Here is a 26619-nt window from a genome sequence, read left to right on the forward strand (position 1 = left end):
GCGCAAGGTCAGACGTGGTCCGGCGCGGCAGACCACAGCGGGCACATCCGCCCCGAGCGGTCAAATCGAGCTATTTCGCCACCGGAGTGTCGATTCCCTGCCGACGGAGCAGACTCGCGCGCAGATACACATCCGGCACGGTATCGCGCCACGCCGTCAGCCAGAGCGCCGCGAGCATCTGACCGCCGCGCAGCAACTGCCCCTGCAGGAATTCCGCCCCGTCGCGCCAGCCGCCGTCATCGTCGGCCTTGAACTTGCCGTCCTTCTCCAGCTGATACAGGCGCTCCACCTCCGCATGCTGCGCGACAAAATAATCGATCACCGCCGCGAACACCGGATCGCGTCGATCGGACCGCGCCGACGTGGAAACCGGCGCAGCGGGTTGCGCCCGCGCCGCGAGCGCCTCGACCGGCAAACCGACTTTCGCGAAAAAACCGCCGTCGATCCACGCGTGAATGCCTCCGGTTTCCGTGTAGCCGTGCGGATTTTCCCCGACCCAGCCGTTGTGATGCTTCGTCGTGTGCAGCGGCTGGGCGAGATCGCCCACAAAGTGTCCCATCACGCCCATGACGTAGATCGCGTTCGCTTGGGCATTCGCGATTTCGTCCGGCGTGCCGAGTTCCTGGTAAACCCTCAAATACGAAAACGCCGAACGCAGCTTGCCGTAGGCCTCGGTGATCGCCCAAGGCGCGAAGCCCGGCCATTCGCGCGTGCGATCCGCGTTTTTCGCCGGATCGATCGGCGCGAAGTTCTCCGGATGCGCCGCCCGACCGGCGGCAAACGCCATCGCGAATTCGTAGCGCAGCGAAGAGAGCGAGGTCACCTCGAGTCCGGCTTCGGGGATGAACTCGAGGTCGCAGTAGTGATCGAGACCGTTGGCGTGGCGGATCGGCAGGTCGGGAACATTTCGCCACCGGTCCGGCTCGCCCGCGAGAAACGCGATGCGCTCCGCTGCGTCCGCCTGCCGCACAAACGCGGGAAAATCGTCGGGCAGCGCCGCGAGCGCGATCTGGTTGACGGCCCGATGGCCGGCGTAGTCCCACGCGAGGGACGAGGTGGCGACGGCCACCCATGGCAGGAACGCGAAGAAAAAGCGGGATTTCACAGGAAGAAAGAGCTGACAGCTGCGACCCCCAAAGCCAACGCAAAGATCCCCCCGTCGGCGCGCTCGCGGCTGTCGGGCAGTTCAGTTCGCGCCCAGCGCCTTCAGCGTGCTGCCATATGCGAAAATTCCATCCGCAATCGCCTGCGCAATCCGTTGCCGATATTCCGGCGTGGCCACCAGCCGGGCTTCCGCGGCATTCGACAAAAACGCCGACTCTACCAGCACGGCGGGACAGGTGAGCCGCCGGAGCATCGCGCTGTGCATCGTCTTCAATCCGCGATCTGCCGTTTTTAACTCCGCGATCAATTCGCGATGGATCTGGTGCGCCAGCAGGCCGCTGGCCGCGTCATGGCGATTCACCGGCGAGTCGCTCGTCTCCGTGTCGTCATCCTGGCCGAAACCCCACGAGCGATCCGAGCGCTGATTCGCGCGCGTGAACGTGTAAACTTCCGTGCCGCCCGTGCGGGTGTCGGGGAAAAGCGAATTGAAATGAATGCTCACGAGCAGGTCCGCGCCCGCAGAATTCGCCACCTCGGCCCGCATCGCGAAATCCTTGATCTTCTCCGGATGCAGCGCGCGATCGTCCTTGCGCGTCAGCACGACGCGAAGGCCCTCCTGCTCGAGCAGTCGTTGCAAACGCCGGGCCACGTCGAGCGTGAGTTCCTTTTCCTTTAGTCCGAGGGCCGCATTTTCCATCCCGTTATCGACGCCGCCGTGTCCGGCGTCGATCGCCACGATCCGCGGACGCGGCGGACGCGGCGAAATCGCCGCCGGCCGCAGCATCGGCACGAGGCAAGTCTGGTAGTCGATGCGATCGACATAGAATCGGCCGCCACGCGCGCGCACCGCGTCGCCGAGAAACACGCGCAGTCCGTTCATCCGCGTCTCGCGGCTGTCGACGTCCAGCTCCACGCGCCGATGGGCATCGGCCAGAACCACGCGCTTGCCGTCCGCCGCCGCAGTGAATTTGAGCCCGAGTTTTTTGGCCACCTCGTCCAGCGCGATGTCCTCGCGTTTCGGCGCGCGCGGCGCCGGCCTCGGCGCCGAACTTGTTTTCGCCGGAGCGCGATTGGCCGGCGCCGTGGCTACTGGTTTCTGCGCAGGAGCGGAGGAAGCGGCACCGGGCCTCGTCGGCGCGGAACGCGGGGCCTCAGCCGCGAGTAAATGCAGGGCTGTCAAGAGGCCCAACGCCATAATGGCGAGGGCTCGCGGCGCCACCGGATCCATGGCGCCGCTGAATCAATCCTCTCCGTTCTGATCGGTCGTCGACTCGGCCGCCTCGCCCTCGCCGACCTCGCCTTCGAGATGGAACTTCAGCTTGCGCTTGTTGGCCGGAAGGGGCGTCAGCATCACGTGGATGTTGCGACCGATGAGCTTCGGCTCGGCATCGGGATGGCCCATGCCGCCCAGCTCGCTCACCGCGCGCTTCATGACGGTGAAACCGATGTCGGTGTGCGCCATCTCGCGACCGCGGAATTTCAGCCGCAGCTTCACCTTGTTGCCGTGATCGAGAAATTCCTCGGCGTGGCGCAGCTTCGTGTAGAAATCGTTTTCGGCGATGCGCGCGCTGAACTCGATCTCCTTGATCTTGCTCGCGGTCGCCTTCGCGTGCGTGTGCTTCTTCTGCTCCTCGTAGACGTATTTGCCGAAATCCATGATTCGGCACACGGGCGGCGTGGCGTTGGGCGCGACCTCGACCAGATCGAGGCCGTTTTCAAGCGCGAGGTTGATGGCCTTCGGCGTGTCGAGAACTCCCAGCTGCTTGCCCTCGGGAGAGATCACGCGCACTTGCGGGACCTTGATACGATGATTGCGGCGGATCGCCGCGAAAGGGTCGTTGTTGCGACGCTGGTAAGAGCCGGGGCGGTTGCCGCCCCCGGAGGGAAACGAATTGGCCATCAATAAGGGTTAGGTGATCAGTGACTAAGTCGGGCGGGTTCTCGCCCGGATACGCTGGGTTGACAACATCTATTTAGCCGACGCGCCCCCGATGCGGGACTCGGGCAGCCTCTCATACACTAAAGCTTTCGCCGCAGGAGCAACTGGCTTTCGCATTCGGGTTCGAGAACTTGAACCCGCCCGACACCATCGCCGCGGAGTAGTCCAGATGCGTGCCTTTGAGATACAGCGCACTCTTGCTGTCGACCACCACGGTGATGCCACTCGTTGTCACGACGATGTCACCGCGTTTCGGCTCCGGCACGAACTTCATTTTGTAACTCAGCCCATTGCAGCCGCCGCCGCTGATCGCGATGCGGAGAAAACTGCCCTGCTTTTCACGCGCAATCAGCGCCGCCACCTTGGTCCCCGCTGCGGCCGTGAGCTTGACGAGGTTCTCGTTGCCTTCCCGGACACCTTCCGGCCACGCGGACGGAGCCGGCGCCGGAGCGGCGGGAAGCGCGGGTGAAGGATTCGGGAGAGTCGCAGCGTCAGACATGAACCGCGCGAACTATCGCGCTTCGCGCCGGTTTATCAAGCGCCGCGCCACACGGACCGCGTTCGCGAAGCTCGTCGGCCGTGCGACGCCTTTCCCCGCGATGCCAAACGCCGTCCCATGATCCGGGCTCGTGCGCACGTGCGGGAGGCCAAGGGTGACGTTCACCGCTTCGTCGAACTCGATCGTCTTCAACGGCGCGAGGCCCTGGTCGTGATACATCGCGACCACCACGTCGAACTCCCCGCGCAACGCCCGCCCGAAAACCGTGTCGCCCGGCAGGCACTTCGAGACACCGGGAAACTCCGCGCGCAGATGATCGAGCGCCGGATCCAGCAAGTCGCGCTCCTCGTAGCCCAACAACCCGCCTTCGCCCGCATGCGGATTGAGCCCACACACGCCGATCCGCGAACTGTCGGGCGGGATCTCCCGCCCCTCGTCCAGTTCCACGCGCGCGAGCTGGTCGGCCGCCGCGATCGTGCGCCGCAGCAGGTTCGGCCCGAGCAGCCGCGGCACCTCGTGCAACGGCACATGCCACGTCGCGAGCACGACGCGGAGTTTGCCGCCGCAAAATCCCATCACCGGCTCTCCGCCCCACCGGGCTGCAAAGAACTCAGTCTGACCGGGAAACGGATAGCCGACGCGCGCCAGCCATTCCTTGCTCACCGGCCCCGTCACCGTGCCCGCAAACTCGCCGCTCGCGCAGCCCGCCGCCGCGCGCTCGAGCGCCGCCCACGCGAGTTCCGCGCCGGGGTCGGATGGCCGTCCCGGTATTGCCGCGAAGGCGCCGCCGCCCACGGCGATCTTTTCCACGTCCGGCCCGAGCGTCTCGAGCCAGCGCGCCGGCCCGATCACCGCGACCGTTTTCGCCTCCTCCGGATGCGCCGCGAGCCAGGCCGCAATCACCTCCGGTCCGATGCCGGCCGGGTCTCCGCAGGTCAACGCCAGTCTGTTCATGATCGCGTGTTCAGAAAACGAATACACTCACCCCTCCGCCTCGTCGGGGCCGGCCCGGCGCGCGCGGGCGAAGCTCCGTTTTCCCTCGGAAAAAAACTCCAGGAAATGCCGCGCCTCGACCGTGCCGTAAATTCCGGACGCGAGGGCGTCGGCCGCCACCTGGCGGATGTTGCCCGGCGTGAAGAATACCGCGTGAAACGCTTGCTTCAGTTCCGCGATTGCCGGCCGGCTCACCCCGCGCCGGCGCAATCCGACGGCGTTGAAGCCCACCACCTCGTCGCGTTCCGCCAGCATCGTGTAGTGCGCGACGTCCCGCGTGATCGAAGCGTTTCCGCCCACCATCACGCCCTCGCCGATCCGGCAGAACTGGTGGATCGCACAGCCGCCGCCGAGAAAACTGTTGTCGCCCACCACGACGTGGCCGGCGAGCAGCGCAGCATTGGCGACGACGACGTTATTGCCCACCTCGCAGTCGTGCGCGACGTGGCACGCCGCCATCAGAAAGCAGTTGTCGCCCACGGTCGTGAAACCGCCGGCGCAGATCGAGCGGTTCACCGTCACGTGCTCGCGAATCACGGTGCCCGCACCGATCTTAACGCCGGAAACCGTGTCGCGCTGAAACTTGAGATACTGCGGATCGCCGCCAACCACCGCGAACGGATGCACGACGACGCGGTCGCCGAGGATGCAGTGCTTCGTCACGATCGCGTGCGCCATGATCTCGCAGTCGGCGCCGAGTTGCGCGCCGGGTTCGACAATCGCGGTGGGATGAAGGGTCGTGGCCATGATCAGAGGCGGGGGCGGCGCAGGGCCGCGGGTCGGTCGGGGAACATGTCGAGCTGCGCGTCTTTCAGCAGATCGTAATTTTTCAGGATGCGCATGACCTGCAACGTGTCGCTCTTCGTGTAGTTCTGGTTGACCTCAATCTTGTCCAGGAGATCGAGCAGCATCGCGCGAAACGAGATGATCGCGTCGACGCCGCTGTGCTTCAGCAGCTCCACGCTCTGCGAGCGAAACGGCTCCGCCGTCGGCAGGCTCGGCAGCACGAGGATCTTCGTCAGCCCGCTGTCCGCCTCGTCACCGGAATTCGCGGGAAACAGCCGCGTCGCCTCCTTCAACACGTTCTCCTCGAGAAAACGAAAAATCTCCGGGCTGCTCTTCAGGATGCCCGGCGAAAACACGTTCGTGTGCCATGGTTTCACGGATACGACCGCGCGCTGGATGAACGGCAGCTCGGTGGAAAACAGAAAAAAGTCCGGCTTCCGCGAGCCACGCTCCCACGACGGATTGTAAACGATCAGGTCGATCTCCTCGTCGCCGCTCTTTCGCCGCGCGGTGACCTGGTATTTCCGAACCTGACGGACGAGAAATCCGTTCTGTTCGAAATACTCGCGAACGATGCCTTCGTCGATGGCCGACATGCAGGAAACTTAATCCACCGAGCGCCGCGAAGACACGGAAAAACTCAATTTTCTCCTCGTGAACGCCCCCGCTTTCCGCACGGCGCACCGACTCACGCCGCCCCGACTTCGCGGAAACTCTCCTCCGCGAGCGCCGCCGGAATATCACCCGCGGTGATCGCCTCGCCGAGACGTTTCATCACCACGAAACGCAGTGCTCCCGCACGCACTTTCTTGTCGCGTGCCATCGCCGCCAGCAGCGGCGCGAGCGGCAGCGGCTCCGCCAGCCGGACCGGCAGGCCGTGCGCCGTGACCACGCGATCGACGCGCGCGACGTCCGCCGTGTCGATGTAACCAATTTTTTGCGACAAACGCGCCGCCGCGCACAGCCCGATCGCGACCGCCTCGCCATGCAGGTAATGGCCATAGCCGGCGACCTGCTCGATCGCGTGACCGAACGTGTGCCCCAGATTCAACAGCGCGCGGCCGCCCTCTTTCGCGAGTTCGCGCTCGTCGGCTTCGACGATCCGTGCCTTCAACGCGCAACACCGCCGGATCACCTCCGGCAGATCCACGCTGGCGAGAGTAAGCGGATCTTTTTCGAGTCGCGCGAACAGCTCCGCGTCGCCCAGCAATCCATACTTGATGACCTCCGCCATCCCGGCCGCGAACTCCCGCGGCGGCAGCGTCGCCAGCAGCTCCGTCGCAATGAACACACCGCGCGGCTGATGAAACGCCCCCGCGAGATTCTTGCCCGCCTCCAGATTGAGGCCCGTTTTTCCTCCCACCGAGCTGTCCACCATCGCCAGCAGCGTCGTCGGCACCTGCACGTAATCGATCCCGCGCAGATAACTCGCCGCCGCAAACCCGCCGAGATCGCCGATCACTCCGCCGCCCACCGCGAAGAGCACGCCTCGACGGTCGAGTTGATGCCGAGCCATCGCTTCGAGCACGCGCCCGAACACGGCCACCGCTTTCGCGCCTTCGCCGGGCGTAACCGTTTCGATCGCAGCCCCGCTTTCACCGAACATGGTGTTCAACCGGTCCCCCTGCTGCGCCGCAACGTTTGCATCCGTCAGGACAAAAATTCGCCGGCGCTCTGCTTGGAGACGTTTCACGGCGCTTTGCACCTCCGCAACCAACGTTTCCGCAAAGTAGATATCGTAGCTTCGTTCGCTGAGATTAACGGTGAGACGAGCGACCATGGCGCGCACTAACGCATTGGCAGTCAGCAAGGTCAACCGCGCTCCTTTCTTGAGACTGAGTTCTCGTCTCAAAAACAAATTGACGCGAAACCCGCGATTTCAATACTGAGACCCGTTCTCATACACTATGCCCTCCTTCCCGGAAAGCGCTTCCACCGCCAGCTCCCTGTCTCGCCAAGTCACGGCCTTCACAGCCGCTGTCCTCGCCAGCGGCGCGTCGACGGCCCAAACCTCGGAGCCTTCCGCCGAGACCGAGAGCACATTGCTGCCCGCGCTCGAAATTCAATCCGCGCGGATCCGCGAAGTCTCCTCGCCAAAGTTCACCGCGCCGCTCGTCGACACGCCCCAAACGATTTCCGTGATTCCCAAGGAGGTCTTCAACCAGCAGGGCGCCGCGAATCTCGCCGACGTCCTCGGCAACACACCGGGCATCACCTTCCTCGCCGGCGAAGGCGGCCACGTTTCCGGCTCGAACAGTTTCGTAATGCGCGGCTTCGACGTCTCGGGAAATATCTTCATCGATGGCGTGCGCGACAACGGCAACTACGGCCGCGATGTCTACAACCTCGATCAGGTCGAGGTCGTCAAAGGCCCCGCCGGCGATAACGGTCGCGGCGCCGCCAGCGGTTATCTCAACCTCGTGACCAAGACGCCGCGAACGGAAAATTTCACCAGCGTCACCGGCAGCTACGGCTTCGACGGCTACGCTTCGATCGAGCGCCGCCGCATCACCGTCGATCACAATCAAGCGCTCGACTCCACCCTTCCCGGCGCGGCCTTTCGTCTCAACGCGCTCTGGCAGGACGGCGGCGTCGCCGGCCGCGATTACGCCGAGAAAAAGACCTGGGGTCTCGCGCCGTCCTTCCAATTCCAACTCGCGCCGGCCACCCGCGTCACCGTCACCTACCAGCACGACGAACAACGCGATCGCCCGGAATTCGGCGGCCTCGGTGGCTCCATCGACGGCACCGCGACCGCCGCGCGTCCGTCACGCCCCGTGGACCGCTCGCGTTTCTACGGCCTCCTCTCCGACCATGATGACGTCACGATCGACGTCGTCAGCCTCCGCCTCGAGCACGACCTCACGCCGACGATGCGGTTGAGTAATTTCTCGCGCTACAGCAACACCGACCGCCAGGCCATCTACACCGTCCTCGGCGCGCTCGATCTCCGGCCCGACATGAATACCGGCGCCGTCACCGAGTTCGTCACCACCAATCGCCAGGCTTTCGCCCGCGAAATCGAAACGCTCGTCAACCAGACCAATCTCGCCGCGCAGTTCTCCACCGGCAAGATCGACCACTCCTTCGCCGGCGGCTTCGAGTTCCTGCGCGAAAACGGCCGCACCCTGCGCGACTGGACCGGCCTCGGCACGACCGGCGAACTGAGCAAAACCGTCAACGTCACCACCGCCGGCGAGCCGACCGCGCCCACGCTCGTCGTGGGCGTCGACCCGTATAATCCCGAACCCGCGCGCGCGCTCACCGGTTTCGCGCCCGTGTATCGATTTATTGACGACATCCGCATCGACACTGCGGCGCTCTACTTTTTCGACACCGCGCGCTTCGGCGATCGCTGGCAGGCGACCGGCGGCGCGCGCCTCGAGCATTACCGGGCCATCTACGACGTGCTGGATCTCACCACCGGCGCCGTCGCACCCTTCGCCGCCAACGACACGCTCCTCACCGGCAAGCTCGGCCTCGTCTTCAAACCCGCCCGCACCGGAAGCTTCTACGTTTCCTGGGGTGTCGCCGCGCAGCCGCCCGGCACCAGCAATCTCTCGAACGACAACGGCTCCCGCAACAACGGCACGCCCGGCACCACCGGCCAGAATTCGCCCAACGCCCGCCCGCAGAAATCCTACAACACCGAACTCGGCACCAAGTGGGAGCTGTTCAACCGGCGGCTCACCGCCTCCTTCGCGCTGTTCCGCAGCGAGCGCACCAACATCAGCGTCGCGACCGACACGAACGGCGTGCCGACGCTCTACGGCGACCAGACCGTGCAGGGTTTCGAAGCCGGTCTCTCCGGTCGCGTCACCGCGAACTGGATACTCTTCGGCGGCTTCTCGTGGCTCGACAGCGAGAACCGCAACGACGCCAACGCCGTCCAGAACGGCTCCGAACTCAACTGGACGCCCGAATTCTCCGGCAATCTCTGGACGACCTACCGCCTGCCCTTCGGCCTCACCCTCGGCGGCGGCACGCAATACACCGGCTCGTCGCGCGTTTCGCTCAACAACACCAACAACGCGCGTCTGCCCGCCCACTGGATCGTCAACGCCGTCCTGGCCTACGAGATCACGCCGACCTTCAGCGTCCGGCTCAACGTCACGAATCTCGCCGACGAGCACTACGCGCGCGCCGTGAACAACAATTCCAACCGCGTCTACTTCGGCGACCCGCGCAGCTTCCTCCTCAGCGCCGACCTGCGCTTTTGATTTAGCCTGGAGCCGGGAGCCCAGAGCCCAGAGCCGAACCACCCAGTAACCTTCCTCCCGCTCTCACCTCTCACCTCTCACCTCTCATCTCTCAACTCTCAACTCTAGGCTCTCAGCTCTCAGCTCTAAGCTCCTTAGCCCATGCTCCTCGCCATTCCGAACGTCCTCACGTCCGCCCAAGTCGCCGACGCGCGTCGCCTCCTCGAACAGGCCGCGTGGATCGACGGCAAGGCCACCGCCGGCCACCAGGGCGCACGCGTGAAAGACAATCAACAACTCGCCGTCGACGATCCCACCGCGCGTCAGATCGGCAGCGTGATCCTGCAGGCGCTGAGCGCGAATCCGCTGTTCATGTCGGCCGCACTGCCGCTGCACATCCTGCCGCCGATGTTCAACCGCTACTCCGGCGGCCAGACCTTCGGCACGCACGTCGATGGTTCGATCCGGATCGTTCCCGGCACCGGTCATCGCATCCGCACCGACCTTTCGTGCACGCTCTTCTTCGCCGAACCCGGGGAATACGACGGCGGGGAGCTGATCATCGAGGACACCTACGGCGCCAAATCCGTGAAACTGCCCGCCGGCCACATGATCCTTTATCCGTCGACCAGCCTCCACCAGGTCACGCCCGTCACCCGCGGCACGCGGCTTTGTTCGTTCTTCTGGCTCCAGTCGATGATTCGCGCCGACACCCAACGCTCGATGCTCTTCGACATGGACGTCGCGATCCAGCGCCTCGGCGCGGAAAAACCCGATCACCCGTCGGTCGTCCAGCTCACCGGCGTTTACCACAACCTGCTCCGCCTCTGGGCGGAGATGTAACCACTTTTCGGATGCACGCTCCTCCTCATGCTCATCGTCTTTCGACCGCCCGGTTCCTGACCGGCGTGTTCGCCGCCGTCGCGCTCCTCGTCCTCTTCCACCTCGCGCTCTCGCTCTGACCGCCGGGCGCAACGTTTCCGGCCAGCCATGAACGCTTCCTCCGCCATCCGCTGCGAGATCGTCACGCCCGGCGTTGCCGACGCCGCCGCGCTCGCCGAAGTTGCGACGCTCTGCGCCCGCGAGCTCCACCAGCCGCTCGCGGTCGAGACGCTGCGCGTCGCCGTGACGGACGTGCGCGAGCCCGTCCTCACGCTGCACCTGCCGGTCGCGCTCGCATCGAGCCAGCACCGGATCTGGTGCCTCGCGTGCCGACTCGCCGTGTCGTGTCCCGGTGCGCGCGTTTCCGTGCTGGTCCACGGCGAAAACGCGTTCGCATCCGACGAAGCCGCGAAGCGCCGGCGCTCAGCCTGAGCGCGAGTAGCGGCAACGGTCCTGCGTATCCACGTTTACCTCACAACGCAGGCCGTGGTTTCCGGCAACCCGCGGCGCATCATTTGGTTCAGTTCTCCTACTGATTCTGCCCGCTCGCGTCCCGCCCGTTTGCGTTTGGCCCCGCTTCTTTCACCATTGGCCGCATGAACGCGACCACCGCCGCTCATCCCAAAACGGGCACCTCCCCTGTCGTCTCCGCGCTTAGCTTGCTGCTCGCGGATTCTTACGCGCTCATGGCGCTCACACATCACGCGCATTGGAATGTCGAAGGCCCCGGGTTTTTCTCGCTCCACAAGGCCTTTGAAGAGCAATACGAGCATCTCTTCCACGCGGTCGACGACCTCGCCGAACACATCCGCTCCCTCGACGCCTATGCGCCGGGCGGACTCGCCACCCTCGCCAAAACCGCCGGCTTGGAGGAGTTCAAGACTGGCCTGCAGCCCGCGAAGGACTTCGTCGCCGGTTTGGTCGTCGCTCACGAGAAGGCTCTGGCGGATGCCGAACGCCTGCGCGACGTCTCCGGCGAGGCCGATGACCTGGAAACCCAGGACCTCGCGATCGATCGCGTAAAGTGGCATAAGAAAACGCTCTGGATGCTGAAGAGCTACTTGAAGTCGGCGTAAAATCCCACCTCGCCTCCAACTTTCGCTTGCGCCGGTCAACACCGGCGCTTTTTCTTGGCCCTTCTATTGAGATTGAGTTTCACTCCTATCAACATGCCTGCTCTGACCACGAGCTTTTCCCCTCCCGCCGCGATCGCGGCAGATTGTCCGCTCAACCACGGGGTTTTCGTGGTCGATCAGTTGCTCGCCGCGCTGAGTGAAAATCGCGACGCTGCCGGACTCGATGCCGCGCTGGACCTGCGCCTCGCGCTCGCCGGGAAGGCCGAGCCCGCGATCGTCCTCGCGTTGTTTTTCCGGCTCCGCGCCACGGTCGAGGAATCGCATTACCTGGCTTGTTACCGGCTGCGGCGCTGGCTCGACGCCCACTACGTCGCTCACGTGCAACTCGATCGTTCGCGGCCGGCGAAAGCGGTCGCTCTTCAGCTCGCCCCGGCCGCCAGTCTGCCCGCTCTCCGCGAACAATGCATCGCGAGCGCCGGCGGCCACGGCATCGCCGAATTCGCCGCCCGGGTTCGTTTCGCCGTCGCCGAACCGCCCCGTTGATCTCGTCGCGCGTATCCGGCCGCTCGCTCCCGCTCATGCGTTTTCGGAAACTCCTGTTTTGGACGCACCTCGCCGCCGGCGTCATCGCCGGGATCGCGATCGGAGTGATGTGTTTCACCGGCGTCACCCTGGCTTTCGAAAAACAGCTGGTCGCCTGGTCCGAGCGCGACGCGCGCCAAGTCACGCCGCCGTCGCCTGACGCGGCTCAACTTTCCCTCGACGACATTCTCGCGCGCGTCCGCGCCGTGCAGCCCGACGCGCGCCCCTCTGCGATCACGTTGTCCGCCGATCCGCACCAGGCGGTGACCGTTTCCTTCGGTCGCGACCAGGCCATCTTCGTCAATCCCTACACGGGCGAGCCGCGCCAGCCGGCGTCGACCGCGATGCACGATTTCCTGCACACGATGGAAAACTGGCATCGCGTGCTGGCCTTCAGCGGCGATCAGCGGCCGCTCGGCAAACTCATCGACGGCGTCTGCAACCTCGCCTTCTGCGCCCTCGCCGTGACCGGCCTTTATCTCTGGCTACCGCGCTCCTGGTCGTGGCGGAGCGTTCGCGCCATCGCCGTTTTCAACGGCCGCCTCACCGGCAAGGCCCGCGATTTCAACTGGCACAACGCCATCGGCCTGTGGAGCGCGCCGATCCTCATCGTGCTCACGCTCACCGCTGTCCCGATTTCCTTCCGCTGGGGCAACGCCCTCGTCTACCGCCTCGTCGGTGAAGCGCCACCCGTTCAGGCCGGCCCGCCCGGCAGCGCCTCGCCCGCGATCGATCTGCCGAAACCCGCCGTCGACGCCCGCCCGCTCCCACTCGCCGCTCAATTCGCCGCCGTGCAAAAGGCGTTTCCCGCTTGGGAACAGATTACGCTCCGTCTCGCCTCGCCCGCTCGCGGCGCGACGCCGTCCCGTTCGCCCGCCGCACCAGCGTCCGCCGAGAACCCCGCGCGCGGCCCGCGTGCCGATCGCGCCGCGACTCCGTCTCCCGCGAATTTTTCGGTGAAACTCCCCGACGCCTGGCCGCGCACCGCCACGACCACCGTGGTCCTGAACCCGTTCAGCGGCGAAATCCTCCGCCAGGAAACCTTCGCCGATCAAACCACCGGACGGCAGGTCCGCACGTGGACGCGCTTCCTCCACACCGGCGAAGCGCTCGGGTGGATTGGCCAGCTGATCGCCGGCCTCGCCTGCCTCGGCGGCTGCTTCCTCGTTTACACCGGCTTCGCGCTGAGCTGGCGCCGCTTCTTCGGCAAAAAGCCGGTCGCGCGCGCACAGACCTGACGCCCCGCGCCTCCCCGCCGCCCGCGCCCCCCACTCACGCATGCATGCCCCCTTTTTGACTATTCGCTTGAGACTGAATCCCAAGCTCCGTTTTCCTTTCATGAACAAGCCCTTCGTTTCCGCCGCGCTCGCGTTCGCCGCCGGCTCGCTCCTTGCGCAAACCGCGCCTTCGACCGACGTCGACGGCGACGAGATTTACCGTCTCGACGCCGTCACGGTCAGCGCCGCCACGCGCACGGAAAAACTCGCCAGCTCGCTGCCGGTCACGACGAGCGTCGTCACGCCCGAAGTTCTCGATCGCCAGCTCGCGATCTCCAGCGACCTGAATCAGGTGCTCGCGGTGTCCGTCCCCGGCTTCTCGCCGTCGCGCCAGAAGCTCACCAGCTACGGCGAATCGTTTCGCGGCCGCAATCCGCTCTATCTTGTCGACGGCGTGCCGCAGTCCAATCCGCTCCGCGCCGGCAGCCGCGAGAGTCTCACGATCGATCCGTTCTTCCTCGGCAAGATCGAGGCCGTGCACGGCTCCTCCGCGGCGCAAGGCATGGGCGCCACCGGCGGGCTCATCAATTTCGTCACGCGCGGCGCCCCGGCAAGCGACGGCGTGAGCTCGCTGCTCGAGGCCATCGGCGTGACGTCCACCCGCTTCAAATCCGACGGCTACGGCGGCAAGGTCGCCGCGCTCACCGCCGTCCGCCGCGGCGCTGCCTCCGTCGTCGCCGGCGGCACCTGGGAGCGCCGCCCGTTCGCCTACGACGGCGAGGGCCGGCCGCTCGGCGTCGACAACACGCAGGGCGATACCCTCGACAGCGACGCCTACGGGCTCTTCTTCAAGGGCGGCTACGACTTCAACTCCCGCCACAGCGTCGAACTGATGATCAACCATTTCGACCTCGCGCAAAATCTCCGCTGGGTCGCCGTCGCGGGCAATCGCGCCGCCGGTCTGCCGACGTCCTCCGTTCGCGGCACCTCGATGGGCGCGCCCGCCGAAAACCAGGTCACGACCGCCACGCTTACGTTCACCGATCGCGATCTGTTCGGCGGCGAGCTTTCGTTGAATCTCTTTCACCAGGATTTCAACGCGATCTACGGCGGCTCCAACACCGCCTCCACGCTCGCGCTTTTCCGGCTCAACGGCGTGCCGACGTTCGACCAATCGCAGGTCGAGGCCAGCAAGCACGGCCTTCGCACGACGTGGGTGCGCACGTTTCCCGAGGCCGGCAATCTCGGCGTCGTCACGGGCTTCGATTATCTCTCCGACGAAACCGCGCAGACGCTCGTCTTCACGAAACGCGAGTGGGTGCCCTACACGACTTACGAGGGCTGGTCGCCCTACGCGCAGTTCGAGAAACCGTTCGGCCCGCTCACGCTCTCCGGGGGCGTGCGCTACGAGATCGCGCAACTGCAGGTCGACGACTTTCACACGCTCGAATCCTACGGCGGCGTCCTCGTCCGTGGCGGCAATCCCAAGTTCGAGGAAGCGTTGTTCAATCTCGGCGCCACGTGGCAGCTGAACCGCGCCGCGATGCTCTACGGCAGCTACGCGCAGGGCTACGGCATGGCCGACATCGGCCGCATCCTCCGCGCCATCGGCACGCCGGGGCTCGACGTCGATGACTTCATCAATCTCGATCCGGTCGTGACCGACAACTGGGAACTCGGCGTCCGCTTTCACGGCCACGGCTGGCGCCTCGGCTGGAACGCGTTTCTCTCCACCGCCGAACTCGGCGCGCGACTGGTCGCCAACGCTTCCGGCGTCTACGATGTCGTCCGCGAAAAGAGCGCCACCTACGGCACCGAGCTCAACGGCGAAATCCGCCTCCCCGCCCGCCTCGGCACCTTCGGCGGCTATGTCGCGGTGCTCGAGGGCAAGAGCGACCGCGACGGCAACGGCCAGCTCGATCGCCGCCTGCCCGCCCTCAACATCACCGCCTCGAAGGTCGCGCTTTACTGGGACAAGCCGTGGACGCGCCGCTTCGACACGCGCCTGCAATCGCTCACGTTCCTCCCGCGCAGCGATCCGGACGGCGTTTCCGCCGGCGACTTCTCCGGCTACACGCTCGTCGATCTGCTCGCCAACTACCGCGTGACCGACCGCCAGATCGTCAGCGTCGGCGTCGAGAATCTGCTCGACCGAAACTACATCACGTATTTCTCCGCCACCTTCACGGGCAGCGCCGCCACCAACGCCAACTACTACGCCGGCCGCGGCCGCTCGCTGAGCGTGCGCTACCGTTTCGAATTCTGAACCGCGTGCGCCCCGCGCTCCAGCTCCCGCCCGCCCCGGCCCGGCGTATCCGCCGCTGGCATACGTGGCTGCTCGTCTGGCGGGTGCATCGCTGGCTCGGCCTCGCCGCCGGCGCGTTGCTGATTCTCCTCAGCGCCACCGGCTCGCTGCTCGTGGTGCACCACGAGCTCGAGCGCTGGTTCGAGCCGGACCTGCACGTGAACAAGCGCCCGGCCGGCACCGACGCGCCGGCGCTCGCCGATCTGGCGCGCGCGACCGCGCCGCTCGCACCCGACGGTTATCGGCTGTTTCGCGTGCTGCCGGCGCTCACGCCCGACGCCACGCACCGGCTTGTTTTTCGTGCGGCGGACGCGCCCGTGCGCTGGGTCGCGTTTCTCGAGCCGGCGACCGGCCGCGTGCTGTGGTCAGGTCCGGAAAGATCGTTGCTCACTTCGTGGCTGCTCGGCCTGCACATGCACCTCCACGCGGGCCGCGCCGGCACCTTCGTCGCCGGGCTCGGCGGCGTCGCACTCGCGCTCCTGGCGCTCACGGGGATCTATATTCATCGCGATCGTCTCACGCAGCTTTGGCGACATCCGTTCCGTCTCCACCTCGGCTGGCGGGTCGCACTGGCCGATCTGCACAAATGGATCGGCATTTTCGCCCTCTATTTTCCCGTCGTGCTCGGCGTCACCGGCGCGCTCTACTGCCTCGCGATTCTGCGCGCGCCGAGCGTCGCTCCGCCCGCGACACCGTTTTCGCTCGCCCAACTCGTACCGCTCGAACCGATGCTCGCCACGGCGCGTGAGCGGTTTCCGGACGCCGAGATCGTGCGCGCGCAAATGCCGCCGCAAGCCGGCGGCGTCGTCAGCGTGCTGTTGCTGCACCGCAACGCTCCCGTCTGGCAGAAATTCAGCCGCGTCGACTTCGACGCCGCCACGGGGGCGCTTCGTGCCGTGCGCGCGGCCACCGACGCGTCTGTCCGCGATCAATTCAACTCGATGCTCGCCCCGCTGCACTTCGGACTCCACGGCGCGGCCTGGGTAAAATGGACCTATTTCGTCGGCGGTCTCACACCCGGATTGCTGACTTTGTCTGGCGCAGCGATCTGGTGGATCCGCCGCCGGGCCGGCGCTATAGGCCAACGCTCGACCGCCGCGTCAGGGCGACGCTGATTTCCCCGCGTAAATCGCGCCTCGACATTCCGCGGCGCCGTGCACGCTCCCACGTTGGATGTCTCCCGAAGAAACGTTTTCCCTCGCTGCCCAGCTGCTCCGCGATGGCCAATCGCTCGAAGCGCAGGTCTCGCCCGACGCGCTCACCGCGGCCGTGCGCTGCTACGAGCAGGCGATCGCCGCCTTGCGCACGTTGCCGTTGGCGGACACGCGCGTCCGGCACGAGCTCGCTGTCGCCGCGATGAACCGCGGCAACGCCTGCCAGCGACAGAACACGCCCGCCGCCCGACCCGAGGCGCTTCGTTCCTATGACGAGGCGATCGCGTTTTTCCGCACGCTCCCGCTCGACGAACACCCCGATTTTCGCAACAGCCTCGGCGCCGCGTGGATGAACCGCGGACACGCGCTTTACCTGCAAGCCGAGCCGGCCGCGATGACCGAGGCGGTGCGCTCCCAGCGCGAAGCCGTTTCGATTCTGAGCACGCTGCCGCTCGAGGCACATCGTTCGTATCGGATCAATCTCGCCGCGGCCTGGATGAACCAGGCCAACGCCCTGCTCGCGCTTCAGGAAAACGAGCCCGCGGCGGACGCCGCGCGCGAGAGCGGCCGTATCGCCGCGCCGACCGAAGCGGAGGACCCGGTTATCGCCGACATCGGGCTCAAAGCCCGCCGCGCACTCTGCGAAGCGATCGGCCGGCTGCTCGCGCCGACGCACGGCTTTGTCCGCAACACCGAGATCCTCGCCGACGAAGCGAGCGATGTCGTCGACGACGGACTCGCGCTCGCGCGCCGCTGGCAAAGCCACGGGGTCCCGCATTTCCGCGCTCTCGCCGCGCGCCTGTTTCATTTCGGCGCCCAGCTCTACCGCGTTCACCTGCCGGATTTCCTCGCCGAATTTCTGCTCGAGCACATCGATCCCGAGCAATCCGAGGGCGCGATGACCGACGAGGCTTTTTATCTCATCGCGCAGGAGTCGCTCGGACTCGTGCGGCAGGATCTCGAGGCCCGCCGCACGGTTTTTCTGGATACACCGGAAACCGCGCAGCTGCTTCAGCGCTTCCGCGATGTCCGCGCCGCTGAACAGCGCGTGGCCGAGCTGCGCGCGCGCTTTGCGCCGAGTTCCGCTACCGAGGCCTAACCCGCCCGGCCGCTTTCGCTGGCACCCCGTAAAGCGAACTGCGCGCCGCGATCAGCAACGTCCGCCGCTCCGCGCCGCCAAACGCGAGCGCACTCGGCCGCTCCGGAACTTCAATCCGATCGATCTGACGGCCGTTGGCGTCATAAACGAAGACGTGTCCGGCGCAGACGTAAACGTTGCCCGCGGCATCGACCGCCACGCCGGCCTCGCCTTCTTCAGCGAACAACTCCGGCTGCGTGAGCGTGCCATCGGGCTCGACCGCGAAACGCCAGGTCTTCTGGCCAAACTCGTCCGCCACGTAAAACGGCTCGCCCGGTTTGGCCGGCGCCAGCGCATACGCGCGCGCCAGATCGACTGTCCCGAAACGCCACGGGCCGCCGGGCGTCGGCAGGAGCGAAAACGCCTCCGGCGCCGGAATGAAGATCGAGCCGTCGGGCGAAACGTAGTGCAGCGGTTCGCGCCGCGTCGTCACGGCGAGCCAATCGTGACCGTCGCGCCAGCGATTCACCGGCAGCCAGGCGCGCGCGTTGGTCGACGTCTCCGCCGGCTGCGGCGCCAGCACGCCGATGCGGGCTTCGTCGCCGTTCACCGGCAACGTGTAGACATTGCCGTGACGCGCGACGACGAGCAGCGACCCGCTCGCCTCCACCGCGACCGCCACCGGCTCCGGAATCGAATCCGTGACGAGCGCCACGCCGGACTCCGGTGACCAGCGGAAAATCCGATGCACCGCTTGATCGACGAAATACACGCTTCCGTCCGGACCTTCCGCCATGCCATCGATGTTGGTGAAGCCCGTTGCGAGTGGCGTGATCCTGCTGTCCGGGGTCGCTGCGCGAGGCGCCGCCCCGCCCGGCAGATCGAGACGCGCAATCTCGCGCGAGCGCACCTTCGCGCCGCTCGTCGTGTCCACCAGCGTGTGGTCGAACGACAGCTTCCCCGGGCTGTAAACGTGCAGCCCGCGAAAACGCAGGTCGCGTGAATTCGAAACGCGGATACCGGTCTCGAACGACACCGGCATATCCACGCGGTAAATGAAAAAGTTCGCGATCGTCAGATCGCTGCAGCCATCGATCTCCAGCGGAAGCGCGCGCGGACTCTCGCCGCGTTCCTCCTCGGTTTGCAGCGCGTAGATTTCCCAGTTCGAGACGTTCTTCAGCTTCACCTCGCTGCGCACGTGATGCTCGCTCGACAACGCATACACGCGACCAGGCGTGCTCGTGTTGGAAACGTAGAGCCCCGCCGCCGCATAGGGGCTCGGCGTCCAGATGCCTTTGAACGTGCCGCCGCCGCCGTCCGTCACCCACAGGCTCCAGAATTGCGAATCCCAGCGACGGCGGTCGTCAGGATCGGCCGTGCGATTGCTGTTGTAGATCGGGAGCCATTGGCCGTCGGGACCGTAGGTGCCGTGACCACCGAGAAAGCGCACGTCGTTCACGAGCGAGCGCTCGCCTGCACGCCATTTCAGCGCGACGGCGCGGTTGTTGACGCCGTTCGTGTCGAGGGCGATGCCGGTGAGAATGTTCGTGCCGCCCCGCGGCGTTTCCATGAGTGACACGGGCGAACCGCGACCGGCAAACGGCGGAATCGGATAACGATTCCGCAACGATGCCGGCGGTTCGGTCGGGCCATTCACGCCTTGAAACGCGGGCGTGAAATCGTCGATCGCGATCTGCGTCGCGATGGGACTGAGCCCGATCAACACGGTGTCGGGCCGCAGCGAAATCGTCTCGCTCACACGATAGCGTCCGGTCGGCAGATAAATCGTCCGATGCTGCGCGATCGCTGCCTTCAGCACCGCGGTGTCGTCCGCCACGCCGTCCCCTTTCGCGCCAAGTGCGCGCAGATTCACCCACGTGCTCATCGGCGGCAGCGCGGGGATGTCCGACGGCGGCGGCTCGGGCCAACGATTCACCTCAACCGCGTCGAACGTCGTGCGCATCGCCGGCACCGCCGCGGGATCGTCGAGGTGCAGCCCGTGCGAGAACGACGTCACGACATACTGCGGACCGCGTCCGGCGATCTCGGCGCCGCTCTCTCGAAACTGCGCGAGTACGGGCACGTCGCGGCACGCCACGTTCTCGAGATTGATTTGCGTGCGCGCGCTTTTCTCGTCGCTGATCACTAACGCCGGCCCGCGGATGTTTTCCAGACGGCAATCCTTCATCCACAGCTCCTCCGCGCGCTCGGGTCGCACGAGAATCGCCGTGGGCACGTCCTTCATTTCGACGCGCACGAGCGTGAGGCCGCCCTCCTCGGTTTCGATCGCGGCGCGACGCTGCCCGCTGAATTTCGCGTCGATTAGCAAAAACGGCCAACTCGGCGACGGCTTGTGCATCGTGATGCCGAACTCGCCGCCGAAGAAACGCAGGTCCTCGGATTCGTTGCCCACTTCCTCCACACCCGCGCGGCCTTCGCCGATGTGAAAATCCATGTGCGCAAGGTAGCCGTGCTGCGCGAAATGCGAGCGCACGCCGACCGCCGCCGGGTTGCCGGGCTGAATCTCGATGTCGATGTTGCTCATCGCCGAGTAGAACGTGCCCGGATTCGCGTCGCGGATCGGCTGCCCCGCGTCCGGCCGATCGCTCGTGAAATGCACGAGATACTTGCCCGCGCCTTCCTGATAACCGGGCGTATTCGCGCCGAGGACGAGGACCGGCCGCGTCGCGCCGTAGCCGATCAGACGGATGCCGCTCCACACGTGAAGCGTGCGACTGACGCGGTAGCGGCCTTCGGGGATGAGCACGATCCCGCGCCGTGTCGTCTCCTGCACGCGATCGATCGCGGCCTGCAGCGCCGCGGTGTCGTCGCCGACGCCGTCGCGATGCGCAGCAAACTCTTTTTGAGCGACGTCCACCGCCGCCGGATCGTCAGGACGCAGCGAATAAAACGAAACCGAGGCGATCATCGCCGGAGCGAGGGAAAGCAAACCTGCGCAGACCCACGTGCGCAGCCGTGACGCTGCGCGCGGCTTCATGGCGCTTTCGTCGCCTTCGAAGCAGACCGCTGATAAACCCGCACGAAATCCATCTCCATCCGCTGCGGAAACGCCTCCGGATCGACCCCCTTCGCGCCACCCCACGCGCCGCCAACAGCCAGGTTCAGGATCAGATAAAAATCTTTATAGAACGGCCACGTCGTCCAGTCACCGCCGTCCTTGCGCGAGGTGAAATACTGCCGGCCATCGACAAAGCCCCGGATTTCGTCAGCCTCCCATTCGATCGCGTAGGTGTGAAAGACCTTCGTCGCATCGGGCACCTGGATCGTCGCGGTGCGCTGGGTCTCCTTCTGCCATTGGTGCTTTTGCGTGTGGGTCGAAGCGTGAATGACGCCCGGATCGTAGCCGACGTGCTCCATGATATCGATCTCGCCATTGTCGGGCCAGCCGCCGTCACCGAGATTCCACACGGTGGGCAACATCCAGATCGCGGGCCAGGTGCCGAGGCCGGCGGGCAACTTCGCGCGAATCTCGAACCGCCCGTAGGTCCAGTCGCCGCGGCCCTTCGTCACCAATCGCGCGGAGGTGTATTCGTTTTTCTCCCACGCCTCTTTGCGCGCCTCGATGATCAGAACACCGTTTGCGATGCGCGCGTTTTCGGCGCGAGCCGCCGTGTAGAACTGCAGCTCGCGATTCCCCCAGCCCTCGCCGCCGACGTCGTAGGTCCATTTCTTCGGATCGGGCAGACCGTCGCGATCGAACTCGTCGGACCACACGAGTTTCCAGCCGGCGGTGGCAACGGAGGTTTCGGGTGCGGCCAGGGCTGAGGACGCCAGCGGGGCGAGGACGAGAAAGAGCGAAGAAAGTTTGGAAAGTTGCATACAGAAACTCCGTTTATGCGCCGGCGGGCGCGGGTTCCTGGAGCTTGCGCTCGGCAAGATCGCGCTCGATCTGCTTCACGGTGGGTTCGTCGAGTTTGTAGAGGAAAATCGCCAAGCCGCTGAGTCCGCCGAACAATGCCGGGAGCAGACTGAACAGCACGGTGATGCCGTGCAGCGCGCGCGGGGATTGCGCCGCGTTGGCCACGAAGCCGAAGTAGCTGAGCAGCCAGCCGAGCATGGCCGAGCCGATCGCGAGTCCGACTTTTTGCGCGAAGACCGTGGCGGAAAACACCAAGCCCGTCGCGCGCCGGTTGAACTTCCACTCGCCGTAATCGGCGGTGTCGGCATACAGCGACCAGACGATCGCGGGCGTCGGCCCGGCGGCGAACTGGCCGATCACGTTGAGCACGTAAAGCGTCACCATCGACTGCGGGTTCACGAAGTAAAACGCCGCCATCGCGATCGCGTTGATGCACGTCAGCGCGATCATCAGCTCGCGGCGTGGAAAGAATTTCAGAAACAGCTTGGTCGAAAGCGCGCCGGCGATGAAGCAGAGGAAGCCGACGAGGTTGAACGTGCCGAGCGCGGCCTCGTTGCCCACGCAGTATTTGAAATAGTAGATGCCGGAGCCGCTGCGCAGGCCGACGTTGGTGAGATTGAGAAACGCGACGAAGAACAGGATCAGCCACGGGACGTTGCCGCCGAGATCGCGGACGTCGCGGCCGAAGGAAGATTTTTGCGCGGCCGGCGGAGCGACGCGCTCGCGCGTCTTCGCGAAGGTATAAAAAAACATCGCCACCGAGACGACAGCGAACACGGCCATGGTATTGCGGAAGCCGACTGCGGGATTCCCGCTCGGTCCGGAGAACACGTCCTTCAACCACGGCACGAGCCAGCCGATGAGCAGCGCGCCGGTGAATGCGCACGCGAAGCGATAGGTCGAGAGCGACGTGCGGTCTTCCGACGACGGCGACATGACGCCCATCAGCGCGGAGTATGGTGTGTTGATCGCCGCGTAATTGATCAGCACGAGCGTGTAGGTGATGTAGGCGTAGAGCAGTTTCCCCTGCGGTCCGAAGTCGGGATTCGCGAACATCAGGAAACCCAGCACCCCGTAAGGAATCGCACCCCAGAGCAGATACGGCCGGAACTTGCCCCAGCGGCTGTTCGTGCGATCGGCGAGCGCGCCGATGACGGGATTCAGCGCGGCGATCGCGATCGGCGTCACCAGCATCAACGTGCCGACGGCGGTCGCGTCCAGGCCGAAGATGTCGGTGTAATAATAAACCAGAAACAGATTGAACGTCTGGAAGTAGAAATTCGAAGCCGTGTCGCCCAGGCCGTAGGCGAATTTTTCTTTGAAGGAGAGGCGCTCGCGGGAAGGGGTGTCCACGGTGAGAAAACGGAAGCGGCAACGAGAGGGTCAGGTCAATCGACGAAGCAACAGGCCACTCCATCTGGTAGCGATGCTCGTCGCGAGTTGCGGTTCGTTTCGAGCCAGACAGGAGCGGAGGCCTGCCGCCACATTGCGCCTCGCACGCGCACGGCGCGAGGCGCAAGCGACGAAACAGGATCAGAATCCGACTTGATACGTGAGACGCCCGGAGATGGGCGCCATGTAGATCTGGCCGTAGAGGTCGCGGTCGTTGATGACGTTGTCGACATTGAGCTGCACCGAATGGTGGTAGCGTCCGCGGCTCCATTCCTTGCGCACGAACGCGTTGAGCGTCCACTGCTCGGGCGTATAGAGGACGATCAACTCGCCGTTCACGTCCGTCTGCACCTGGCCGGAGCCGTGCGTGACACCGGAGAAATACGCGCGCCTCGACTGCCAGTCGCCGCCCGCGCCGACGATCCAGCCCTTCAACGCATCCTTGAACTTGTAGTTGGCGAAGATCGAGAAGCGATTCTCCGGGGTGTCGTCGCCAGGGAAGACGCCCGAATTCGTGCGCGTCGAGGTGTCAGCCGGATCCGTGTAGGCCTCGTCGAGAGTCTGGCCCTTCAAGCCGAAGCCGCCGTTGGGGAAATACCAGGTCGCCCAGCGGTCTTGGGGATAGGGATACTTGATCCACTTGCCCTTGTCGACGAGCCGGACCTTGGTGCCGAACGAGCCGGAGAACACGAACTGCCACTGGTCGTTGGGCGTGAAGAGAATCGAACCGTCCCAGCCCTTCGACTCCGAGGTCGAGGGGATGGCGTTCGGCGTGCCGGCATTTTGAAACGCGCCGTCGTCGAGGGTGGCGTTGTTGATGCCCGGGTCGTTGATGTCGTTGCCGTAATAGGCCCAGCCCGCCCAGCCGGAGCTGCGCGCGTTCTCGAAGAACGCGTCCATCCACGCGGCGCCCTCGGGCGTGCTGGCATTGAGATAAATGCTCGAAGGGGTCGCGCGCTGGCCGTTGATCGGCGAGGTCAGCGTGATGGCGCCGGCATTGGCCGCGGCGATCCAGGCCGCCTGTTGCGCGGCATTGGGCGCGTAGGTTTGGCCGTTGGGCGTGAACTGCCCCGGGAAGGGATTGTAGAAACCGGTGCCGTTCGCGTCGCCGAGATTGTAGATGATCGGTTTCGACGGATCGAAACGCGGTGCCCCTAGCGGAGCCGGCGTCGAAAAGCCCTGCGCCAGCCACGCTTTCTTCGTGATCTTGTAGTTGCTGATCGTGCCCGAGATCTTCCCGCCGAGGAAATCGAACTTGATGCCGTATTCCTTGCTCTCGGCCGTGTCGGCGCCGACCGGCGCTCCCGTGAGGGATTCACGGAGTTCGCCGAAGTTGGGTTGAAATCCATCCGCCTTCAGCGCGAAGGCCGATAACGATTTCGTGAGGCGGACCATCACGCCGAGCTGTTTGGAGTCGACCCTGGTCTGCCGTGCCGTGCGCGTCGTCGTCGTCGCCACGCTCGGCGGAGTCGCATACGGGCCGGTGATCGTCGTGCCGGTCGCCCAGTTGTCGCTCGTGTCGCGGCGGATGCCGGTCATCAGGATGATGCGGTCTTCCAGGCCCCAGAATTTTCCGAACTTCAGGTAGTTGTTGAGATAATACGCGCGGTTCCAGCCGCGGTTGATGTTGTCGCGCACATCCTGGAACAGGCCGGGCGCGGGCGTGCCGTCGCCCTGCGTGGCAAAACGAATGGGATCCAGGTCGAGCGGCCGTTTGTAGCTATACAGATCCGGCACGGTTTCCCATTCGTTGCGCTGAATCTCGTTATACAATTCCGAGTAACCGAGAAGCATCTGGTCCTGCAGCTGGAACCAGCGTCCCGCGAACAGTGATTTCTGCAGATTGAGCTCGGCGCGAACCTGATCGCGATAGGTTTCGACGTCGCGCTTGTTCCAGGCGTAGCGGACCACCTCGTTGTCGAACGTGCCGTATTGGAGATTGCCGTTGGACGGCGTCACGCCGCCGGCGAGACCGTTGTCCACCGAGGTGAGGACGATGGTCTGCGAAAGATGAAAGCCGGGGGTGCCGGGCGAAACTTGCTGGATGCCGCCGTTGGCGTCGCGGGTCTGCACGTAATAGCCGGTGCGGTTGTAGCCGATGAGCAAATCGGCCTGCGGAAGAAAATCGCTTTCGTGGAGCAGTTGCTGCGTGCCGACGATCTCGAGATTCCATTGTTGCTGGTCGTTATAGGTGTCGGCGCCGCCGAGATTCCACGTGCGCTTGTCCGCTCCCGGAGGCCAGTAGAAGCCGGTCGCCTCGAGCTGATCGTTGTTGATCGGCGTCGCGCCGGTGCCCTGGGCGGCGCGGAGCGCGCGGAAACCGAAACCGTTTTGCGACGATTTACTGAATTCGGTCTGGACCAGGATCTCCGTCGTTTTGGTGGGCCGCCAGAGCAGCGACGGAGAAATATAGTAATTCGACGCACTTTGATGATCGATATGCGTATCGTTTTCCTGCGCGGCGCCGACCACGCGGTAGCTGAGCGTTTCGACGAGGGGGCCTGTGACGTCGATCGTGCCGCGGATCAGATTGTGCGAACCGTAGGCGACGCTCATGGAGCCTTGCGCGCGATCGCGCGGACGCTTGGTGATGTAATTCACGACGCCGCCGAAGTTGCCTGTGCCATAAAGCAGCGCATTCGGCCCCTGCACGACTTCGATGCGCTCGATGTTCACCACGTCGCTCGGGCTGCCCCGAAGAAAGCCGTCGCGCAGGACGTTGTTGGTGATGAAGCCCCGGATCTTCAGCTGAACGCCGTTGATGTTGGAGGTGACACCCTCGGGATTGTTCACTCCGCCTGGACCGTAGGCGCCGCCAAAGGTGCTGCCGTTATTCTCCAGATCGTTTTGCGACTGCAGACCGATGCCGGACATGTAGGCCAGCGATCGGCGGAGGTCGGTCGCGCCGATGTCGTTGATGAAATCATTCGTGATAACCTGGATCGGCAGCGGGATATCTTTGATCGCGGTATTCACGCGCGAGCCGGAGATGGCGTTGGTCGCGCCGTAGCCGTTATCTTTATCGGTGCTGACGGTGAACGGCGACAGCACAACCGTCTGATCGTCGATATCGGCGCCGGACGCCGGGGCGGTTTGCGCGCGAACGAGCGGACCGACCGCCAGCCCACAGACGAGAAACGCGGGCAACAAACGGTCCCGAAAATTCGGGACGGAGGGGGTGTTCATGGTTTGAGGGGTTACAGGTGTTTTGGCCAACCCACCCTGAAAACGCTCAGAATCCGAATCCTTCGAAATCGCACGGCATGACATCCGACGAGTTCAGAAAGAAGCACATTCGAGGGTTCGAGGGGCGGGGTAATAAGCTCCAAAGCAAGCAGCGAACGCGGCGAGAAAAGCCGCTATTCCACACGATTGTCAACTTGATTGTGCACAGATATTTTCCGGCGCTATGCCGCGGCCCAGATTTAACGAAAGATCGTATTTTACCTATGGATATTTCAAACCCTCTCCGGGAAACTCACCGCTGAGATCATGCACATCTGCCGATTTTTATTCATAGATGTGCACACTAT

General features: G+C 64.9%; 21 protein-coding genes. 9 read left to right on the plus strand and 12 right to left on the minus strand.

The window, feature by feature from the left end; genetic code table 11:
• Nucleotides 1-70: 70 nt before the first annotated feature.
• The 8 genes from AC6RV7_RS01215 to aroB all read right to left on the minus strand — a co-directional run bounded on the left by AC6RV7_RS01215 (nucleotide 71) and on the right by aroB (nucleotide 7101).
• Nucleotides 71-1105, minus strand: a complete 1035-nt coding sequence (locus tag AC6RV7_RS01215; protein WP_500092069.1) for a phospholipase C/P1 nuclease family protein — start codon at nucleotides 1103-1105, stop codon at nucleotides 71-73.
• A gap of 81 nt (nucleotides 1106-1186) precedes the next feature.
• Nucleotides 1187-2095, minus strand: coding sequence for an N-acetylmuramoyl-L-alanine amidase family protein (locus AC6RV7_RS01220; RefSeq protein ID WP_500092070.1), 909 nt, complete (start codon nucleotides 2093-2095; stop codon nucleotides 1187-1189).
• A gap of 249 nt (nucleotides 2096-2344) precedes the next feature.
• Entirely contained in the window at nucleotides 2345-3004 is a 660-nt protein-coding gene (gene infC / locus AC6RV7_RS01225; RefSeq protein WP_500092071.1) for a translation initiation factor IF-3, read from the minus strand.
• Between the two features lie 112 nt (nucleotides 3005-3116).
• Nucleotides 3117-3542 carry a HesB/IscA family protein gene (locus AC6RV7_RS01230; protein WP_500092072.1) on the minus strand — a complete coding sequence of 142 codons (426 nt, stop codon included), beginning with the start codon at nucleotides 3540-3542 and terminating at the stop codon, nucleotides 3117-3119.
• 12 nt (nucleotides 3543-3554) lie between these two features.
• Nucleotides 3555-4496 (minus strand): PdxA family dehydrogenase, encoded by a 942-nt coding sequence (locus AC6RV7_RS01235; RefSeq protein ID WP_500092073.1) that lies wholly within the window; start codon nucleotides 4494-4496, stop codon nucleotides 3555-3557.
• Nucleotides 4497-4523: 27 nt separating this feature from the next.
• Nucleotides 4524-5282 carry an acyl-ACP--UDP-N-acetylglucosamine O-acyltransferase gene (gene lpxA / locus AC6RV7_RS01240; RefSeq protein ID WP_500092074.1) on the minus strand — a complete coding sequence of 253 codons (759 nt, stop codon included), beginning with the start codon at nucleotides 5280-5282 and terminating at the stop codon, nucleotides 4524-4526.
• A gap of 2 nt (nucleotides 5283-5284) precedes the next feature.
• Nucleotides 5285-5917, minus strand: a complete 633-nt coding sequence (locus AC6RV7_RS01245; RefSeq protein WP_500092075.1) for a hypothetical protein — start codon at nucleotides 5915-5917, stop codon at nucleotides 5285-5287.
• Between the two features lie 92 nt (nucleotides 5918-6009).
• Nucleotides 6010-7101, minus strand: coding sequence for a 3-dehydroquinate synthase (gene aroB, locus AC6RV7_RS01250; RefSeq protein ID WP_500092076.1), 1092 nt, complete (start codon nucleotides 7099-7101; stop codon nucleotides 6010-6012).
• 127 nt (nucleotides 7102-7228) lie between these two features.
• Between aroB and AC6RV7_RS01255 the strand changes: the two genes are divergently transcribed.
• The 9 genes from AC6RV7_RS01255 to AC6RV7_RS01295 all read left to right on the plus strand — a co-directional run bounded on the left by AC6RV7_RS01255 (nucleotide 7229) and on the right by AC6RV7_RS01295 (nucleotide 17835).
• Entirely contained in the window at nucleotides 7229-9541 is a 2313-nt protein-coding gene (locus tag AC6RV7_RS01255) for a TonB-dependent receptor (RefSeq protein WP_500092077.1), read from the plus strand.
• Between the two features lie 141 nt (nucleotides 9542-9682).
• Nucleotides 9683-10363 (plus strand): Fe2+-dependent dioxygenase, encoded by a 681-nt coding sequence (locus tag AC6RV7_RS01260; RefSeq protein WP_500092078.1) that lies wholly within the window; start codon nucleotides 9683-9685, stop codon nucleotides 10361-10363.
• Between the two features lie 147 nt (nucleotides 10364-10510).
• Nucleotides 10511-10834, plus strand: a complete 324-nt coding sequence (locus AC6RV7_RS01265) for a hypothetical protein (protein ID WP_500092079.1) — start codon at nucleotides 10511-10513, stop codon at nucleotides 10832-10834.
• A 164-nt stretch (nucleotides 10835-10998) separates the two neighbouring features.
• The gene (locus AC6RV7_RS01270) at nucleotides 10999-11478 is read left to right on the plus strand and encodes a Dps family protein (RefSeq protein ID WP_500092080.1); all 480 of its coding nucleotides are present in this window, start codon (nucleotides 10999-11001) and stop codon (nucleotides 11476-11478) included.
• Nucleotides 11479-11571: 93 nt separating this feature from the next.
• Entirely contained in the window at nucleotides 11572-12021 is a 450-nt protein-coding gene (locus tag AC6RV7_RS01275; RefSeq protein WP_500092081.1) for a hypothetical protein, read from the plus strand.
• Between the two features lie 35 nt (nucleotides 12022-12056).
• Entirely contained in the window at nucleotides 12057-13298 is a 1242-nt protein-coding gene (locus AC6RV7_RS01280) for a PepSY-associated TM helix domain-containing protein (RefSeq protein WP_500092082.1), read from the plus strand.
• 100 nt (nucleotides 13299-13398) lie between these two features.
• Nucleotides 13399-15543, plus strand: coding sequence for a TonB-dependent receptor (locus tag AC6RV7_RS01285; protein ID WP_500092083.1), 2145 nt, complete (start codon nucleotides 13399-13401; stop codon nucleotides 15541-15543).
• Nucleotides 15544-15548: 5 nt separating this feature from the next.
• A complete protein-coding gene (locus tag AC6RV7_RS01290) occupies nucleotides 15549-16697 on the plus strand; it encodes a PepSY-associated TM helix domain-containing protein (protein WP_500092084.1) in 1149 nt (382 codons plus the stop codon).
• Between the two features lie 58 nt (nucleotides 16698-16755).
• Nucleotides 16756-17835: a hypothetical protein gene (locus AC6RV7_RS01295; protein ID WP_500092085.1), complete on the plus strand. Its 1080-nt coding sequence runs from the start codon at nucleotides 16756-16758 to the stop codon at nucleotides 17833-17835.
• On the opposite strand, the gene AC6RV7_RS01300 is transcribed toward AC6RV7_RS01295, so the two are convergent.
• The 4 genes from AC6RV7_RS01300 to AC6RV7_RS01315 form a co-directional block, all read right to left on the minus strand.
• Nucleotides 17822-20743, minus strand: a complete 2922-nt coding sequence (locus tag AC6RV7_RS01300) for a glycosyl hydrolase family 28-related protein (RefSeq protein ID WP_500092086.1) — start codon at nucleotides 20741-20743, stop codon at nucleotides 17822-17824. The genes AC6RV7_RS01295 and AC6RV7_RS01300 overlap by 14 nt on opposite strands.
• A 65-nt stretch (nucleotides 20744-20808) precedes the next feature.
• A complete protein-coding gene (locus tag AC6RV7_RS01305; RefSeq protein WP_500092087.1) occupies nucleotides 20809-21654 on the minus strand; it encodes a glycoside hydrolase family 16 protein in 846 nt (281 codons plus the stop codon).
• 13 nt (nucleotides 21655-21667) lie between these two features.
• Entirely contained in the window at nucleotides 21668-23047 is a 1380-nt protein-coding gene (locus AC6RV7_RS01310; RefSeq protein WP_500092088.1) for an MFS transporter, read from the minus strand.
• Between the two features lie 180 nt (nucleotides 23048-23227).
• Complete coding sequence (locus AC6RV7_RS01315; protein WP_500092089.1) at nucleotides 23228-26272, minus strand: TonB-dependent siderophore receptor; 3045 nt, start codon at nucleotides 26270-26272, stop codon at nucleotides 23228-23230.
• Nucleotides 26273-26619: the final 347 nt, after the last annotated feature.

The organism is Opitutus sp. sgz309028 (genome assembly GCF_059821195.1).